The sequence below is a fragment of the Oenococcus kitaharae DSM 17330 genome, assembly GCF_000241055.1.
Lineage (GTDB): Bacteria > Bacillota > Bacilli > Lactobacillales > Lactobacillaceae > Oenococcus > Oenococcus kitaharae.
In genome coordinates this window covers 1,612,789-1,630,848 of sequence record NZ_CM001398.1, presented here as the reverse complement: position 1 = coordinate 1,630,848, position 18,060 = coordinate 1,612,789, and the positions used below count along the sequence as shown (strand labels likewise).

The window sequence follows — 18,060 nt, the reverse complement described above, 5'->3', positions numbered from 1 at the left end:
AAACACACGAAAGTCAAGCTCTAATCAATCTCAGGAATAACTTTCCGCGCTTTTATTCTTATGATACACTTAACCTATCATCCGTAATAGAGGTTGCAGAGGACACGAGTAGTTTTCCGGGAAATTCCCCGCTAGGGATCGGATAATGAAAAGGGACTTTGCCGAAGTCATCAGCGTTAGCGGGCACTGCATGATTGAGACGCGGCTCAATAGGCCACGGATTGTCACAGTAATGTGGAGTGCTAGGACGGACAAACGACTCAGCGTAAGCCTTCGTTTGTTTAGTTTAGCAAACGGAGGTTTTTATTATGCAAATTCAAAATAATCAACTTTATATCGGCGGTTTACCCGCAAGCGAGATCGCCAAACGTTTTCAAACACCCTTGTATGTCTATGATGTCGGTCAGATCCGAAAAACCATTCGCGAAATGAAAGAAGCCTTTCAAGCCGAAAATGTTGCCTATGAAATCAGCTACGCTAGTAAAGCTTTTTCGGTCGTCGCCATGTATGATGTGCTGGCGGCTGAAAAAATCCACTGTGACGTGGTTTCTGGCGGTGAGTTAGCCACTGTCATGAAAGCCGGTTTCCCCTTGCAAAAGGTGGCTTTTAATGGCAATAACAAGTCTTTCGATGAGCTGTCGACTGCCATTGATCATCATATCGGAACTGTGATTGTCGATAATTTCCATGAGATCGAATTATTAGAAGAAATTCTCAGTGCTAAAAATCAGATGCAAGATGTCCTCATGCGAATCAGCCCTGGTATTTCAGCACACACACATGAATTTATTTCGACGGGCCAGCAGGATAGCAAGTTTGGTTTTGATTTGATTTCCGGTCAGGCTAAGCAGGCTTTTGATCTGATTATGGCTTCGCCGCACCTGCATCTTCGCGGTCTGCACGCCCATATTGGTTCACAGATATTTGAGACAAATGGTTATTCGAAATTGGCTGATTTATTGGTCAAAACAGCCAGTGATTGGCATTTTCAGCCTGATATCATCGATTTAGGCGGCGGTTTTGGCATTAAATATAACGAAAAAGATGACCCAATTCCCAATTCTGACTTTATTCATCTGATCTGTCAGTCAGTCAAGCAGGCGGCAAAGGCCTATAACATCCAGCTGCCGGAGATTTGGATCGAGCCTGGCCGTTCAATTGTTGGCCCAGCCGGTTATTCTTTATACACAATCGGCGGCCGCAAAGATATTCCCGGCATTCGTTCTTATTTATCAGTTGATGGCGGCATGGGTGACAATATCCGCCCGGCTCTTTATCAAGCTGAATATGAAGCTTTATTAGCTGATCAGGCAGACCTGCCCAGCGAACAAGTTGTACGGATTGCGGGTAAATATTGCGAGTCCGGTGATGTTCTCGTTTGGCAGCAGAAGCTGCCTAAGACCAAGCCTGGTGATTTGCTGGCAATTCTGGCAACTGGTGCCTATGGCTATTCCATGGCATCCAACTATAACCGCAACCCGCGCCCGGCCGTTGTTTTTGCCGAAAATGGCCAGGCAAAGCTGGTGGTCAAGCGCGAAAGCATGGCTGACATTACTCATTTGGATTTAGATTACGAGGTAGGAAATGACTGAATTAGATGCAGAAAAAATTATTAGTTTTATAGCGAACGCACCGAAAAAGACACCGGTTAAAGTGACTTATAAAGGTGAGCTGACTGGCAAACTGCCTAAGGATGTCAAGCAATTTGCCGGCGATGGATTTGGTTTGCTGTTTGGTGATTGGCAGGATATCAAACCGCTGCTGTCTGCCTTGGATCCTCAGAATTATGTTGTAGAAAACGATGGCCGCAATACAGGCGTTCCAATGCTGGACAAGAAAAATATCAATGCCCGTATCGAACCTGGCACCTTTATTCGCGACCAGGTGAAAATTGGTGATCATGCTGTGATTATGATGGGTGCCGTGATTAATATCGGTGCTGAAATCGGTGAGGGCAGCATGATTGATATGGGTGCAGTGCTTGGCGGCCGTGCTATTGTCGGCAAACATTGCCATATCGGAGCTGGCACCGTCTTGGCCGGTGTTGTTGAACCAGCATCAGCTCAGCCTGTCCGTGTTGCTGATAATGTCCTGATCGGAGCCAATGCCGTTGTCATCGAAGGTGTGCAAATTGGCGAAGGGGCCGTTGTCGGTGCTGGCGCAGTTGTGATTAAAGATGTTGCCGCTCATACAGTCGTCGCAGGCGTGCCTGCGCGTGTGATTAAAGAGATTGATGCCAAGACTGAGCAAAAGACTGCACTGGTCGATGCTTTGAGGCGGCTTTGATGTTAAGTGAAGAGGAGTTAATTCAGATTCGCCGTCATTTGCATCAGAATCCGGAAATCGGCATGCAGGAATTTCATACGCATGATTTCTTATTAAAACAAATTGCCCGTTTGCCTCAGGACCATCTCTCAATCAAGACGATTCCGGAAGTGCCGACTGCAATACTTGTCCGTATCGCAGGATCTAATCCCAAGCGGACTCTGGGCTGGCGGACTGACATTGACGCTTTGCCGATTAAAGAGGCGACGGGGCTGCCCTTTGCCAGTCAAAACGATGGCGTGATGCATGCTTGCGGCCATGATTTTCACATGACGGTTGCTCTTGGGATTCTGTCTTATTTTGCTGAACATCAGCCGCTTGATAATCTCTTGATTTTCTTCCAACCGGCTGAAGAAAATGAATTCGGCGGTAAACGTTTCTTTGATGCCGGCGGTTTTCAGGGTGATTATAAGCCGGATGAATTTTATGCTTTACATGTGAATCCACAATTGCCAGCCGGTCAAATCGGCAGCCGTCAAGGGACACTGTTTGCCGGATCTAATGAATTACGGATCAGTTTTATCGGCAAGTCCGGTCATGCAGCTTATCCGCAAAAAGCCAATGATTCAATTGTGGCAGCGGCTAATTTCGTTACCAGTGTCCAGACGGTCGTTTCCCGTAATATCGATCCAATTGAAGGCGGCGTGGTCACGATTGGCAAATTCAATGCCGGCCAAGCGATGAATATTATTGCTGGACAGACTGACATCGAAGGAACTATCCGCAGCTTCACGCAGCAGGGCATGGAGGTTATGACAAAACATATTCGCATGATCGCACAAGGGGTTGCTGACGCTTTTGGCCAGGAATTGAAAATCAATTTTCGACAGGGCGGCTATATGCCTGTCGTCAACGATGAAGCAAGCAGCAGTTTTTTTATTAATTATATGGAACACGCTGATGACGTTGACTTTAAAATTGTCGAGCCAGCAATGATCGCAGAAGATTTTGGTTTTTTGTCCAACCAGTTCAAAGGGACGATGTGCTGGCTAGGTGTGAACGATCCAAAGCATACACTGCATTCCGATCATTTAACACCGGATGAATCAGCTATTGAAAAGGGGATTACAGCTATCACTGGTTTTCTGACAGCAAGAATGGAAAAATGACGAATATTTTAGCAGATACAAAATTATTGACCGCGATTATCACGCCTTTTAATAAGGAGAATGAAATTGATTTTTCAGTTTATAAGAAATTGATTGATTCGCAATTGGCCGATGGCGTGCAAGGCTTTGTCGTTTCAGGGACGACTGGCGAAGCACCAACACTGACACATGATGAAAAGATTGCGTTATTTAAAAAAACTGTCGACTTTGTCGCCGGACGAGCCAAGGTAATTGTCGGGACGGGATCAAATAATACGGCCGAGACAATCAAGTTTACGCAGGAAGTCGGGCAGATTAAGGGAATCGATGCCGCTTTGGTCGTGACGCCTTATTACAACAAACCTGATCAGGATGGTATGATTGCTCATTTTACAGCCGTTGCTGATGCCAGTCTTCTGCCTGTGATTATTTACAATATTCCCGGCCGCAGCATTTCCGGCCTAACTGTCGACTCTTTGCTGACACTAGCCAAGAATCCGAATATTATCGCAGTCAAACAGTGCAATTCTGACTATGATATGTCGGAATTAATCGAACACGCACCGAAAGATTTTCTGATTTTTACGGGCGAGGACGGTCAGGCACTGTTAAATTACGTGCTGGGCGGTGCTGGGACAATTTCAGTTGTCTCGCATTTTTATGCAAAGCAGTTCGTTGATATGTTTGCAGCGGTTGACCGCGGTGATATGAAACAAGCAGCAGCTGATTTCCGTTATATCAATCCAAGAGTCAAAGCTTTATTCAGTCATCCGTCGCCATCGCCAGTCAAAGCCGTCTATGAGCGGATGGGTATCCATGTGGGTAAGCCGCGTTTACCGATTGTACCTTTAACTACAGCGCAGACTGATGAAATTATGCAGGTACTGCAGGCATGAAAACCATTCTATTAGCCGGTGCGGCAGGAAAAATGGGTCAGGCCATTCAACAGGTAATCGCAAAACACGATGATTGGCAGCTGTCGGCCGTTTTACTGCACCATCCGTCGGCGCAATCAGCCTTTCCTGCCGAGACAAAAATCTTTTACAAATTAGATGAAATCCAAGGCGATTATGATGTGTGGCTGGATGTGACACGGCCGGAAACCGTGTTTCAAAACGCTGCTTGGGCAATTGAACATCACATCCATCCGATTATTGGTACGAGCGGATTGACTGATGATCAAATCCAAACGCTCCAGCAGGCAGCATTAAAGGCAAAGACCGGCGGTATTATTGCGCCGAATTTCAGTATTTCAGCTGTCTTGATGATGTATTTTTCCGGCTTGGCAGCGAAATTTATGTCCAATGCCAGCATTGAAGAAATTCATCATCCGGACAAAGTCGATGCCCCCAGCGGCACGGCTAAAATGACAGCTGCGATACTCGCTCAAGCAGGCGCAGCGACAGCCAAGCCTGACGATCGCCGCCTAGATGGTCAATCACAAAGCAATTTGGTTGACGGCATTCAAATTATTTCCAAACGTCAGGCAGGTTACGTTGCCTACCAATCAGTTAATTTCGCTAATGACTATGAAACTTTGTCGATTGCACAAAATAGCTTGGATCGCAAATCCTTTATGTCAGGCGTACAATTAGCAATTAAAAACGCCGATCAGCAAACAACTTTGCTAGTCGGTTTGGATAAAATGATGGGGTTAAAATAAATGGCAAAAGAATATAATGTTGCAATTTTAGGCGCTACGGGCGCTGTCGGCAACCGTATGAGAGAACAGCTGGCATTATCGAATATTCCAGTTAAATCGTTGAAGCTGTTGGCAACTTCACGGTCAGCTGGCCAAAAGCAGACTTTTCGAGGACAGACATACATAGTTGAAGAAGCCAAGCCTGAATCTTTTGAAGGCATTGATTTAGTTCTGTCTTCTGCTGGTGGTTCAGTTTCCAAGCATTTTTTGCCAGAAGCTGTTAAACGCGGAGCGGTCTGTGTTGACAATACGTCCTATTTTCGCATGAATCCATCTGTGCCATTGGTTGTCCCTGAGGTAAATCCACAAGCACTGAGTTACCACAAAGGGATTGTTTCGGATCCGAATTGTTCAACAATTCAAATGGTGGTGGCTTTAAAGCCTGTCTTTGATAAGTTTGGAGTTGATAAGGTAATTGTTTCCACTTATCAGGCAGCATCCGGCGCTGGCCAATCCGGATGGAATGAATTGGAGAAAGAGGCCGCCGACTATCTGGACAAAAAAGAGATGCAGGCGAATATTCTGCCAGTCAAGTCAGCAGCCAAACATTACCCGCTAGCCTTTAACTTGCTTCCACAGATTGATGTTTTTGAGGATGACGGTTATACGCATGAAGAGTGGAAAATGATTCATGAAACAAAGAAAATTTTCTTTGACGATATGAATTCCGATAAAATTAAGGTGACCGCAACCAGTGTGCGTGTTCCGGTACCGGTCAGCCATGGCGAATCAGTTTACTTTCAGGTAGCTGATGGAGCTGAAGCTTCTGTTTCAGAGATTCAAAAAGCAATTGCAGATGGTGCTGGCCTTGTTTTACAAGATGATCCGTCACAACAGCTTTATCCCCAGCCGATTAATGCCGCCGGCAAACGAGAGACTTTTGTTGGCCGAGTTCGTGCCGACAATGAAAATCCTGGCAGTTACTGGATGTGGGTCGTGTCTGATAACCTGCTGAAGGGCGCTGCTTGGAACGCTGTACAGATTGCCGAAGAGTTAGTTAAAAGAGATTTGCTTCATGTGGATGATCCTAAAGCTTCATATGAATTATTTAAGGAGAACTGATGCCAGAATTAAAAAAAGGATTGATTGAAAACGTCCGTCCAGATATTAGAAACATCAAAGTGAACCAGATTCGTGCTATCGACACGGAATTTCGTCAGATTGACGGCCTGCTGCGTTTGACTTTGGGAGAACCGGATTTTAATGCGCCGGAATTGGTTAAAAAGGCAATGGTGGATTCTATCGAGAAAAACCATTCGCATTATTCGACTGCACGAGGCTCGGAAGAATTCCGTCAGGCAGCCGCCAACTTCTTGAAGCGGAACTATCAGTTGGATTTTGATCCGGATACGGAGATTTTGACAACCGTTGGATCAACTGAAGCGATTTTTGCTACTTTATCGACGATTTTAAAAGAAGGGGATGAGCTGCTGGTACCGTCACCAGCCTATCCGCTTTATGAGCAGCTGGCACATGTCAACCATACAAAAATGGTTTATATCCCGACAAACGATACTGATTTTGTCCTGACACCACAACGTTTGCAGGAAACAATCGCTCAGCATCCTAATGCCCGTGCGATTGTGCTGACTTATCCCAACAACCCGACTGGTGTCGACTATTCCCGTGAGCAGCTGCAGCAGCTTGCCGATGTAATCGCGAAAACGAATTTGCTGGTTGTTTCAGATGAAATCTACTCGACATTGAATTATGTCAGCCCGCATATTTCAATTGGCACCATTCTGCCTGAACAGACGGTTGTATTAAATGGTGTTTCTAAATCGCATGCGATGACCGGTGACCGAATCGGCTTTGTTGCAGCTCCCAAAGAACTGATTTCAGAAATCGTGAAGATTCATCAATTTGCGATTACGGCCGTTTCTAATCCTGCTATGGCAGGTGCGACAGCAGCATTGAACGAAGGTGATGCTGTCACCGAACAGATGCGCGCCGAATATCAGCAGCGGCGTGACTATTTAATTCCTGAATTTAAAAAATTAGGCTTTGATGTTGCAGCCCCAGATGGTGCTTTTTATCTTTTTCTTAAAATTCCAGCTGACCAAAATCAAGATGATGTGGCTTTTGCGCGTGAATTAGCGCATAAAGCTTTGGTTGGCTTGATTCCCGGTTCTTGTTTCGGTCCTGGCGGCGAAGGCTACCTGCGTTTGAGCTATGCGGCTTCAGAAAACAATTTAAAAGAAGCTTTGGCACGATTGCAAAAATATTTGGCTAAAAGCCCTTGTTAGTTTTCTTAACCAATTAGTGACACGATAATTTTAAGCATGTTAGACTGAAAAAAGTTTTGAGGAGTACAGATGGCAAAAAATTTTTTAGATCCTGAGTTATCAAAAGCCGTATTAGGCGAAGAAGAGAGGCAGAAGCACAATATCGAGTTGGTTGCTTCTGAAAATTTTGTTTCTAAAGCAGTCCGTCAGGCGCAAGGGAGCGTTCTGACGAATAAGTATTCCGAAGGGTATCCTGGCAAACGCTATTATGGCGGCAATGAGTACATCGATATTGCTGAGAACCTGGCAATCGAACGTGCTAAGGAACTCTTTGGTATTTCTTATGCTAATGTTCAGCCGCATTCAGGTTCGACTGCTAATTTTGAGGCCTACATGGCCTTTCTGCATCCGGGAGATAAGATTCTCGGCATGAATTTGGATTCTGGCGGCCACTTGACACACGGTGCCAGTGTGAGTTTTTCAGGCAAACTTTATCAAGCCGAATCATATAAAGTCAATCCAGAAACTGAATTGCTGGATTACGATACTATCTTAAAACAAGCTAAAGAATTCCAGCCGAAATTGATTATTGCTGGTGCTTCAGCTTATTCGCGGACGATTGATTTTCAGGCTTTTCGCGATATTGCCGATGAAGTCGGTGCCTATTTGATGGTTGATATTGCCCATATTGCTGGCCTGATCGCAGCTGGCCTGCATCCTAGCCCTGTCGGTTTGGCAGATGTCATTACTACCACGACGCATAAGACATTACGCGGTCCTCGAGGCGGCATGATTTTGGCTGATGAGAAGTATGCAAGGAAAATTAATTCAGCTGTCTTCCCTGGTTCTCAAGGCGGCCCCCTGGATCACGTTGTCGCAGCTAAGGCAGCTGCTTTTTATGAAGATTTGCAGCCGGAATTCAAGACTTATTCGGCCCAGATTATTAAGAATGCCAAGGCAATGGCTGATGCGTTTTCTAAGGAAGATGATATACGTGTTGTTTCAGGCGGTACGGATAATCATATGTTCACTTTGGATCTGACTAAGACTGGCCTGACTGGTAAAAAAGCGCAGGAATTATTAGATTCAGTTTCGATTACGTTGAATCGAGAAGCACTGCCTAATGAGAAGCTGTCGCCATTTGTTACTTCTGGTGTCCGGATTGGTACGCCAGCAATGACTACCAAGGGTATGAAGGAAGCGGATATGCTGCAAATCGAGCAGTTTATTATGCGTGCCATTCATCATGCCGGTGATACAGCAGCTTTGGCTCAAATCAAGCAGGAAGTTTTCGACTTCATGGACAAATTTCCTTTCGATTCGGATCCTTTCTGAATGCCATGACAATAATAGATGACAAACAAGCATTGCGCGATCAGCAAAAAACACGTTTAGCAGCAATTGATCCCGCGGAAAAAAAAGAACAATCTCTGTCTTTATATCGCCAGCTTTTTGAAAATCTTGATTGGCAGTCGAGCGATCGTGTCGCGATTACCTTGAGTCTTCCGCTCGAATTATCCACGCGTCCGATCATTCAGCAGGCTTGGGAATTGGATAAACATGTTTTTGTACCAAAAATCGTTGACAAAAAAATGATCTTTGTTGAATTTACAGAAACAACAAAAATCATCAAGGGCAAAATGTCAATTTCCGAACCAGAGGGGGCCGCAGCTTTTCCAAAGAATGATATTGATCTCATGATCGTACCGGGTTTGGCCTTCACAAAGACTGGTAAACGCTTGGGATTTGGGGCCGGTTACTATGACCGTTACTTGTCGGACTATAGCGGAAAAACGCTTTCTTTGGCTTTAAATGATCAGTTACTAGCAGCTATCCCGACTGATAAGCTGGACGTCAGAGTTCAACAAGTTTTAGCGCCCGAAAATTGAGCGCTTTTTTCTTAGGAAGGTAAATCCTTCACCAACTTGTTCAGTGACCACACGAATCGATACGAAGGCTTTTGCATCAATTTCATTAATAATTTCCTTGACCTGACGCACTTCTGAGGGATCCACAACCACGTAAACAGCCTTAGTGGCTGTTTTTTTATATCCGCCTTCGATACTGATATAGGTGCTGCCGCGCTCTAATTCTGACATAATTCGTTCAGCGATTTCGGTTGGGTATTTTGAAAAGATCAAGAATTCTCGAGCTGAATAACCGCCGTCCTGAATAAAGTTAATCACATTAGCCGAAACGAATGACATGATCAGCGTGTACATCATTTGCGTTAAATCCAGGTAAATCAACGACATTGCCAGAACGATGGCATCAATGGCAAATAAGGATTTTCCCATTGTCACGCCGAATTTCTGCTCAATAATACGAGCAATTACATCGGATCCGCCAGTCGTAGCACCAAAACGAAAAACAAGGCCCAAACCTAAGCCGATCAGGAGTCCAGCGAGCAGAGCCGAAATGAGCGGATCGTGGTTTAAATTAATCGTGATCGGGTATCGCTGAAACAGCCAGAGCCAAAAGGACAACATCAAAATGCAGTAAAGGGTTGAGATAATCTGCCGTTTGCCTAATTTCAGATAGCCAATAACCAGAATTGGTAAATTAAAGAGAATGTTCGTAATCGCTGGATCAATCGAGAAAAGCGCTCGAAATATTAATGTCACACCGGTGACGCCGCCTTCAGCCAAACGATTGGGAATGTTGACATAAATCAGCGAGAGCGCATAAAAAGCACAACCGACTGTATAGGCGAGCAGGTTCAGCGCCTTAATTTGTTTCAAAGATGAGGTCATGTATCCAGTATAAATAAGCCTAACCGATAAAGCGAACAGCGGGGATCGGACCCGTGACCTCCACCTTGGGAAGGTGGCGTTCTACCACTGAACTATGTTCGCAAAAAAGCTCCGCTGACTATTATATCAAACTGCTACCGGAGCTTTGATTGGATCTTCATGAATATAATTTTCGATTTTAATGTCGGCCATGTGATAATCAAAAATTGATTTGACCTGCGGATTTAATTTCAAGGTTGGCAGCTCATGCATTGGCCGGGTAAGCTGCTCGCTGATTTGTTCAATGTGATTGCTGTAAATATGCGCATCACCGATTGTGTGGATAAATTCGCCCACTTGCAGGCCGGTTTGTGCTGCGACCATAGAAAGCAGCAGGGAATAGCTGGCAATGTTAAAGGGAACGCCGAGGAAGAAATCACCGGACCGTTGATACATCTGCAGGCTTAGTTTGCCATCTGCGACATAAAATTGGCTAAGAACGTGACAGGATGGCAGAGCTGCAAATGGTGTTGTTTCGGGGTTCCAGGCTGTCAGGATCAGGCGTCGAGAATTGGGGTTGTTTTTGATCTCACTCATCAAACGGCTAATTTGGTCAACAACGCCGTCATCTTGGTTATCAGGCCAGCTGCGCCAGAGTTTGCCGTATACATCACCGATGTTTCCGAATTTTTGGTTGAAAGCATCGTCATTGAGAATGCGATCTGTGAAAATTTGTTTTTGTTCGTTATATTGTGCGGCAAAAATAGGGTCATTTTGAGCCCTAAGACCAAAATCTGTCATGTCCGGACCCGTGTAGTCGCTGCTTTGGACCCATTTTTTAAAGGGCCATTCGTCCCAGATGTGGTTATGGTGCTGCAGCAGAAAGCGGATATTATTATCTCCGCGTAAAAACCATAATAGTTCTGATTTAATCAAGCCGAAAAAGACTTTTTTAGTTGTCAATAAAGGAAAACCTTCATTCAAGTCAAAACGCATCTGAGCGCCGAATAAAGACCGCGTGCCTGTCTTGGTCCGGTCCATTTTTTCATGGCCTTCTGTGAGAATTTTTTTAGCGAGATTGAGGTATTGCGCTTCGTTTTGGCTCATGCATTTATGTTAATAATTTTCTGAAACTTTCGCAAGTTAGTTCGGAAATCAACAATGACATGGACCCGATGATTGGAAAAACAAAAAAAGTCCATCTATTGACGAACTTTTAACAATTTAACGTTATCAGATTTTTATCTGACAAGAATCAAAAAGGCAATGAAGATAATTCCAAGAGCGTACATAACAGGCGTTACTTTTTTGCCTTGGCCAGTCAGGAGCATCAAAATCGGGTATGTCACAAAACCGAATGCGATACCGTCAGAGATACTGTAAGTCAAAGGCATTCCGATTGCGACAAGCAAAGCTGAAGCAGCAACTGGGAAATCTTTCCAGTCGATATCAGCCAGGTTGGAAGCCATCAAGACACCAACCAAAATCAAGGCTGGTGCGGTTACCTGAGAAGTTACGATCGAAAGCAAAGGACTGAAAATCAGTGAAAACAGGAACAAAATGCCGGTAAAAATAGCTGTTAGACCTGTACGGCCGCCAACGGCAATACCAGCAGATGACTCAATGTAGGCTGATGTTGGTGATGTTCCAAGGACAGGCGCAATCAGCATGCCGACAGAATCAGACATCAGAGCTTCGCCGACACGCGGGATTTCACCTTTTTCATTTAGAAAACCGGCATTTTTGGCCAAGCCAACCAAAGTTCCGGCTGTATCAAAGAAAGTAACCAATAGGAAGGTAAACACAGCGACCCACAATTGAGGTGTATTAATATCTCCCAAATGAACAAGTGCTCTTCCAAAGGTCGGTGCAAGTGATGGTGCTGCGGAAATAACCCCCGTTGGCAGCCCAATCAAGCCTGTCAGCATGCCGACAATCGTTGTACCGATCATGCCAAGGAAGATGGCAGCCGGTACGTGGCGTGCATACAAGATAAAAGTCAAGATGATTCCAAAAATGGTTAACAGAGTCGTTGGGGTACCGAAGTTTCCCAAAGTGACCATCGTATCTTTGGATGCAGCGACAATACCGCCATCCTCAAATCCGATAAAAGTAATAAACAATCCGATTCCGGCTGCAATTGCGGCTTTTAAATCTTTTGGAATTGAATTGATGACGATTTCACGAATTTTGAAAATCGTGAGAATAAAAAACAAAATACCAGCGATAAACACAGCGGCCAAAGCTGTCTGCCATGGCACCTTCATACCAATAACAACTGAATAGGCAAAGAAAGCGTTGATGCCCAAACCTGGTGCAATGGCGAAGGGATACTTGGCCACAACCCCCATAAAAATAGTTGCGATGGCAGTAATCAGGCCAGTCGCAACAAAGACGGCGCCTTTATTCATTCCAGCAGCACCGAGCACACTCGGATTCACAAAAAGAATATAGGCCATCGATACGAAAGTGGTCAGTCCGGCAACGAATTCCCGACCAATTGTCGTATTGTTCTTTTTTAGTTCGAAATATTGATCCATTTTTCCTCCACGAGGAGATTATTAATCATGAAAACACGAACATTTAAATTAATTTATTCACATTCAAGAAGGAAAATTTCGAATATTTCTGAAAATTGATAAGATTAGTTTATGATCTTTGTGACCTCGGATACACATTTTTTTGACACTGCTCTATTGGGACATCCCCACTTTGCTCCTGAACGGCAGCACTTTCTTTCGGTCAATGAAATGAATGATGCCATTGTCGACGCTTGGAATCAGACTGTTCAGCCGGAAGATACGGTTTATCATTGCGGCGATATCGGCGTTTTCTATCGGCAAGGCAGCAAAGAGGAGATGCTGGATCTATTGACAAACCTGCATGGCAATCTGATTTTTGTCAAAGGCAACCACGACAGCCATGATTTCTTCAAGTATCTGAATAGCCATAATTTTAAATCCGAAAATGGTGCAGATAAATTTGCCTTCGAGGATGTCGGCGCCTACTTCAAATATGACCATCGACAATACTTTTTGACACATTATCCTCTGATTTTCGGTATCACGAAAAATAGTATCAATCTTCACGGGCACATTCATCACAGTTCGATTGATATTAAAGAAAACATCAATGTCGGCATCGACTCGGCAGATTTTGATTATTTTCCCAAAGAAATGAAACCAATCTTCGGTGCGCCTCTTTCTATGGAGAAGATTGAATATTTGATCAAGGCGAAATCCGATGATTTTGCAAAAAGGCGATAATTTTGGCTCATGAATTCATTACAATTCTGCACACAAACGATTTGCATAGCCATATTGAACATTGGCCTAGGATTGCCAACTGGCTAAAAACGCGACGGGCTTTTTTGCAGGCGCAGGGCCACTTTGTGTTGACATTCGATATCGGTGATTTTATCGACCGGTCCGATGCCAATACTCAGGCTAGCTGGGGCAAGGCCAATACTGACTTATTAAATGATGCGGGTTATGATGCTGTGACGATTGGCAATAACGAAGGGTTGGCCTTACCGCATGATCGTATGGAAGATCTGTATTCACAGCGCAAGTTTGCCGTTTTACTGGATAATATTTTGGAGAATAATCGCCAATTACCGGACTGGGCAGAAGCTTATCGGATTTTTGTCACGCCGGCCGGTACACGTATTTCGGCCTTCGGCTTGACAGCTGCCTATGAATCTACTTATCCGTTAAACGATTGGCTGCCTGTTCAGCCGCTTGATGTGCTGCCTTCACTGATGCAGCGGGTGATTGCTCAATCAGACATTCGTATCCTGCTTTCGCATTTGGGGCTCCCAACTGATCAGGCATTAGCTGATCATTTTAATGAGCTTTCTGTCATTTTGGGTGCCCATACGCATCATTTGTTGCCGCATGGCCAGCGTGTTAATCAGTCTATACTCGCCGCTGCGGGGAAATATGGTGAAAATGTTGGCGAGGTCACGCTGGAAATTGATAATCACGCCATTGTTGCACAAGATGCACACACGATTAAATTCGAAGATTTGCCGGAAGTTGCTTCAGAAGGCAGCTTTATTAGTAATTGGCAGCGCACTGGGCGGGAGTTATTGACGGATCAAGCCATGGCATTTTTGCCGGCCGAACGCAGCCGCAAGCAGCAGGTAAATGACTGCGCTGAGGCTTTAATGGTTAATTTTCATACTCAAATTGCGATGCTGTCAACTGGTATGTTCCTTGAGGATCTTGCTGAAGGGCCTTTGAATGCCTTTTCGCTCTTAACCGATATGCCGCATACGATCAACCCGATGAAAATCGACATTGACGGCAGCGTCCTGTTAAAATTGTTTGATGAGGTCCAGTCTCAGCGCGATCATCTTTTTAATCTGCATATAAATGGATCGGGCTTTCGCGGCGATACCTTTGGCGAGATGCTATTTTTCGGCATTCAAAAAGCAGATGTCGATCCTGATGCACATTATGAAATTGCCAGTTTGGACCATTATTATTTTCTGCCTTGGTTTCATTCCTTGCAATCAGCCGAGGTATCCTTTGATTTTCATGGTATTTTGCGCGAATTGATGGCCGACTATTACTGGGCTCATTATGCGTTCAAGGAGATATATTGAAAACTGTTTCTGTGATCGTCGATTTGCCGACAAAACAGACAAATCAGCCTTTTACATATTTAATTCCGCAAGATTTAATTGATTTTGATCTGCTCGGGCATCGTGTTCGGGTTCCTTTTGGCAAACGTGATTTGATGGGCTTTGTGGTTGCGGTTCAGGATATATCCCACAGCGACTTTGAATTGAAGGAAGTTCAGTCAATTATCGATGAGAAACCGTTATTGAACAAAGAAATGCTGGCACTTTCGGATTGGCTGGCCCGTTATGTTTTCTCTTATCGTATCCAAGTCATCCAAGCTATGCTGCCTAACGCTTTTAAAGCCAAATATCTAAAGGGATTGAAAATAGTCGGCCAGTTATCGGATGATATAAAAAAACAGTTCTTCTTAGATAAGGATGAAATTAATTTTCTGCCTGAACAATATGACAGCAGGCAGTTGCAGCTATTAAATCAATTAATTAGCCAAGGCAAAGTCGTGCAGACAACGACCATCGCTAAAAAAAATAGAGCCAAGACAGTCAAAGTCCTGTCAAATGCACTAAGTGAACAGCAATTGACCGATTTGCTCAATGAAAAAGGGCATCGCGAGGCGCAAAAAAAGATATTGGCTTTTTTGCAGCAGCATACAGACGATCATTTTCAGACCAAAGAGCTGGCCGAAATCCTTGATATTTCACCGGCTAGTCTGACGACCGCTGAGAAAAAAGGCTGGCTGACAGCCAAACAGATGCCAGTGACGCGCAACCCTGTTCACGCGATTTCAGTCGCCAAAAGCCAGGCGATTGCTCTTAATCCGGATCAGGAAAAAGTTTTCCAGCAAGTGGCTCAAGCGATTGATAACCAAAAGCAGGAGACTTTTCTTCTAGAAGGGATTACCGGTTCAGGCAAGACTGAAGTCTATTTGCAGTTAATTGAACGGACTATTGCTCAGGGACGCAATGCCATTCTTTTGGTACCGGAAATTGCTTTGACGCCGCAAATGATTCGCCGAGTAAAAGCGCGTTTTTCTGATGCAGTGGCTTTGATTCACTCAGGCCTTTCTGATGGGCAGCGCCTGGATCAATGGGAGGAGATACGGCAGGGCCAAATTAAAATTGTGATTGGGACGCGTTCTGCTATTTTTGCGCCATTAGATAATATCGGCTTGATTATTATTGATGAAGAGCACGAAAGCAATTACAAACAAGAAGATAATCCTCGTTATCACGCACGTGATGTCGCTTTGTGGCGGGCTCGTTTTCATGGTGCTGTGACTTTGCTTGGTTCGGCTACGCCCAGTTTGGAGTCGCGAGCACGTGCCCAACGGGGGCTGTTTACACTATTACGCATGGATCATCGTGCTGTCAGCGGTGCGATGCTGCCAACAGTGTCGATTGTCGATATGCGCGAGGTATGGCAAAAAGAACACGCGGACAGTGACTTCAGTCCAGATTTACTTGATGCTGTCAAACAGCGGATTGCTGCCCAAGAACAGACAATTCTGCTGTTAAACCGCCGTGGCTATTCCTCCTTTGTGATGTGCCGCAATTGTGGTTACGTACCGCATTGCCCGAACTGCAATCTCTCGTTGACGCTTCACATGGACAGCCATGCTTTAAAATGCCATTATTGCGGCTATGAGACTGCAATTCCGACAAAGTGTCCGGTCTGCGGCAGTTCTCAAATTCGTTATGTAGGCAGCGGGACAGAAAAGATTGAAGCCAAACTTCAGGCTTTGATTCCCAATGTTCGGATCGCTCGTCTGGACCAGGATACGACTCGGAAAAAAGGCAGCCTGGAAAAGATTCTGCGTGATTTTGGCCAGCAGAAATACGATGTGCTGTTGGGTACGCAAATGGTAGCCAAGGGACTGGATTTTCCTGAAGTGACTTTAGTCGGCGTACTCAATGCTGATACCGGCTTGAATCTTCCTGATTATCGTTCGGGCGAAAAGACATTTGATCTGCTAACTCAGGTTGCCGGCCGGTCTGGCCGCTCTGGGAAAAAAGGTGATGTTATCATCCAGACTTTTAATCCTGATAACTATGCAATACAATATGCTGCCAAACAGGATTATGAAGGTTTCTATAGAAAGGAGATGTCCTTACGCCATTTGGCTGATTATTCTCCTTATTTCTATACGCTGCAAATTGCCGTGGACGGGCCGGATCAATTTATGGCCAGCCAGGCAATCGATGCCGTAGCCGATTTTATTAAGGGTAGGTTGGCACAACAGACAATTATGCTGGGGCCGACACCAAAAGCCATTGCGAAATTACGTAATCGCTACTATTTCCAAATTATCCTAAAATACAAGAAGGACGATAATTTAGAAGGGACTTTGAGAGACCTGCAATCAGTATTTTCCGAGCGTTTGCCGCATGATATTTATTTAAGTATTGATCGAGATCCGGTATCATTTATCTAATGGCTAATTCAGTAATTTTTTTTGGAACTTCAGATTTTAGTAAGAGCGTGTTGGCAGGTTTAATCGACGATCCAGCATTTGATGTTGTTGCCGTTGTCAGCCAGCCTGATCGGCCTGTAGGCCGAAAAAAGGTCAAATTGCAGACACAGACCAAACAACTGGCTTTGGCTCATGAATTACCGGTCTTTCAGCCGGAAAAGTTGTCAGGTTCTCCAGAGATGGCCGAGCTGATTGCGTTACAGGCCGATTTTCTCGTTACGGCCGCCTTTGGGCAGTTTATCCCGACGAAATTATTGAAATCAGCCAAAATCGCTGCTATCAATGTTCATGCCAGCTTGCTTCCACGTTATCGTGGTGCGGCTCCGATCAATTGGGCATTAATCAATGGCGATAAAGAGACTGGTGTGTCGATTATGTATATGGTTAAAGCAATGGATGCTGGGGATGTGATCGCAACTGACCGGATCACGATTGAAGCGTCTGATGATGCTGGGAGCCTGTTTGCCAAGATGGCTGTTGTGGGACGTAATTTATTATTAAAAACCATGCCTAAATTAGCGACAGGCGAAGCAAAAGGGCAGCCTCAAGACGATTCACTGGCCACTTTGGCGCCTAAAATCGATCAGCAGCTGATGCGAATTAATTTTTATCAGCAATCCGCTGACCAAGTCGTTAATCTGGTTCGCGGGCTTTCACCACACCCGGGTGCTTTTTTTCAGCTGGAAAATCAGAGAATCAAGCTACTGTCGGCTCGTGTTGGCGATAAAATCGGACAGGTTGGACAACTTTCTATCAAAACGAAGGAACAGTTCGGCATTACAGCAGCTGATGGCAGGACTGTTTTGCTGGAAGACTTGCAGCCGGCCGGCAAGAAAATGATGACCGTGGCTGCGTTTTTAAATGGCCAGGGAAGAACATTTAATGTTGGTAGCAAGACAAATGAGATATAATGTTACGATAACATTACGGAT

16 protein-coding genes, 1 tRNA gene and 1 riboswitch are annotated in these 18,060 nt (G+C 44.8%); of the genes, 13 read left to right on the top strand and 4 right to left on the bottom strand.

What is annotated here, in order from left to right:
- The first annotated feature begins 79 nt into the window (after positions 1-79).
- Positions 80-253: riboswitch (Lysine riboswitch) on the top strand.
- Positions 254-308: 55 nt separating this feature from the next.
- The 9 genes from lysA to OKIT_RS08175 all read left to right on the top strand — a co-directional run bounded on the left by lysA (position 309) and on the right by OKIT_RS08175 (position 9,229).
- Complete coding sequence (lysA, locus tag OKIT_RS08215) at positions 309-1,592, top strand: diaminopimelate decarboxylase (protein ID WP_007746847.1); 1,284 nt, start codon at positions 309-311, stop codon at positions 1,590-1,592.
- Entirely contained in the window at positions 1,585-2,286 is a 702-nt protein-coding gene (gene dapD / locus OKIT_RS08210) for a 2,3,4,5-tetrahydropyridine-2,6-dicarboxylate N-acetyltransferase (RefSeq protein ID WP_007746843.1), read from the top strand. Before lysA ends, dapD begins: the two co-directional genes overlap by 8 nt.
- Positions 2,286-3,434 (top strand): N-acetyldiaminopimelate deacetylase, encoded by a 1,149-nt coding sequence (locus OKIT_RS08205; RefSeq protein WP_007746842.1) that lies wholly within the window; start codon positions 2,286-2,288, stop codon positions 3,432-3,434. The genes dapD and OKIT_RS08205 overlap by 1 nt, the downstream gene beginning before the upstream one ends.
- Positions 3,431-4,309 (top strand): 4-hydroxy-tetrahydrodipicolinate synthase, encoded by an 879-nt coding sequence (gene dapA / locus OKIT_RS08200; RefSeq protein ID WP_007746841.1) that lies wholly within the window; start codon positions 3,431-3,433, stop codon positions 4,307-4,309. Before OKIT_RS08205 ends, dapA begins: the two co-directional genes overlap by 4 nt.
- Positions 4,306-5,076, top strand: a complete 771-nt coding sequence (gene dapB, locus OKIT_RS08195; protein WP_007746840.1) for a 4-hydroxy-tetrahydrodipicolinate reductase — start codon at positions 4,306-4,308, stop codon at positions 5,074-5,076. Before dapA ends, dapB begins: the two co-directional genes overlap by 4 nt.
- Positions 5,077-6,177, top strand: coding sequence for an aspartate-semialdehyde dehydrogenase (locus tag OKIT_RS08190; RefSeq protein ID WP_007746839.1), 1,101 nt, complete (start codon positions 5,077-5,079; stop codon positions 6,175-6,177).
- Positions 6,177-7,361, top strand: coding sequence for an aminotransferase class I/II-fold pyridoxal phosphate-dependent enzyme (locus tag OKIT_RS08185; protein ID WP_007746838.1), 1,185 nt, complete (start codon positions 6,177-6,179; stop codon positions 7,359-7,361). Before OKIT_RS08190 ends, OKIT_RS08185 begins: the two co-directional genes overlap by 1 nt.
- 69 nt (positions 7,362-7,430) lie before the next feature.
- On the top strand, positions 7,431-8,675 hold the full coding sequence (gene glyA / locus OKIT_RS08180) for a serine hydroxymethyltransferase (RefSeq protein ID WP_007746837.1): 1,245 nt from the start codon (positions 7,431-7,433) through the stop codon (positions 8,673-8,675).
- Positions 8,676-8,680: 5 nt separating this feature from the next.
- Positions 8,681-9,229: a 5-formyltetrahydrofolate cyclo-ligase gene (locus OKIT_RS08175; RefSeq protein ID WP_007746836.1), complete on the top strand. Its 549-nt coding sequence runs from the start codon at positions 8,681-8,683 to the stop codon at positions 9,227-9,229.
- On the opposite strand, the gene OKIT_RS08170 is transcribed toward OKIT_RS08175, so the two are convergent.
- From OKIT_RS08170 to OKIT_RS08155, 4 genes are all read right to left on the bottom strand, one after another.
- Positions 9,212-10,093, bottom strand: coding sequence for a YitT family protein (locus OKIT_RS08170; protein WP_007746831.1), 882 nt, complete (start codon positions 10,091-10,093; stop codon positions 9,212-9,214). The two genes, OKIT_RS08175 and OKIT_RS08170, sit on opposite strands and share 18 nt — an antisense overlap.
- A 30-nt stretch (positions 10,094-10,123) precedes the next feature.
- Positions 10,124-10,195, bottom strand: a tRNA-Gly gene (locus OKIT_RS08165).
- A 24-nt stretch (positions 10,196-10,219) separates the two neighbouring features.
- Positions 10,220-11,179 (bottom strand): thymidylate synthase, encoded by a 960-nt coding sequence (locus tag OKIT_RS08160; RefSeq protein ID WP_007746830.1) that lies wholly within the window; start codon positions 11,177-11,179, stop codon positions 10,220-10,222.
- Positions 11,180-11,313: 134 nt separating this feature from the next.
- On the bottom strand, positions 11,314-12,612 hold the full coding sequence (locus OKIT_RS08155) for an NCS2 family permease (protein WP_007746829.1): 1,299 nt from the start codon (positions 12,610-12,612) through the stop codon (positions 11,314-11,316).
- Positions 12,613-12,723: 111 nt separating this feature from the next.
- On the opposite strand from OKIT_RS08155, the gene OKIT_RS08150 reads away from it, so the two are divergent.
- Genes OKIT_RS08150 through fmt form a run of 4 tightly spaced genes read left to right on the top strand, consistent with a single transcriptional unit; the run spans position 12,724 to position 18,039 of the window.
- Positions 12,724-13,338 carry a metallophosphoesterase gene (locus OKIT_RS08150; protein WP_007746828.1) on the top strand — a complete coding sequence of 205 codons (615 nt, stop codon included), beginning with the start codon at positions 12,724-12,726 and terminating at the stop codon, positions 13,336-13,338.
- A 2-nt stretch (positions 13,339-13,340) separates the two neighbouring features.
- On the top strand, positions 13,341-14,681 hold the full coding sequence (locus OKIT_RS08145) for a bifunctional metallophosphatase/5'-nucleotidase (protein ID WP_007746827.1): 1,341 nt from the start codon (positions 13,341-13,343) through the stop codon (positions 14,679-14,681).
- Positions 14,678-17,089, top strand: coding sequence for a primosomal protein N' (priA, locus tag OKIT_RS08140; protein ID WP_007746826.1), 2,412 nt, complete (start codon positions 14,678-14,680; stop codon positions 17,087-17,089). Before OKIT_RS08145 ends, priA begins: the two co-directional genes overlap by 4 nt.
- The gene (fmt, locus tag OKIT_RS08135; protein ID WP_007746825.1) at positions 17,089-18,039 is read left to right on the top strand and encodes a methionyl-tRNA formyltransferase; all 951 of its coding nucleotides are present in this window, start codon (positions 17,089-17,091) and stop codon (positions 18,037-18,039) included. Before priA ends, fmt begins: the two co-directional genes overlap by 1 nt.
- Positions 18,040-18,060 lie beyond the last annotated feature (21 nt).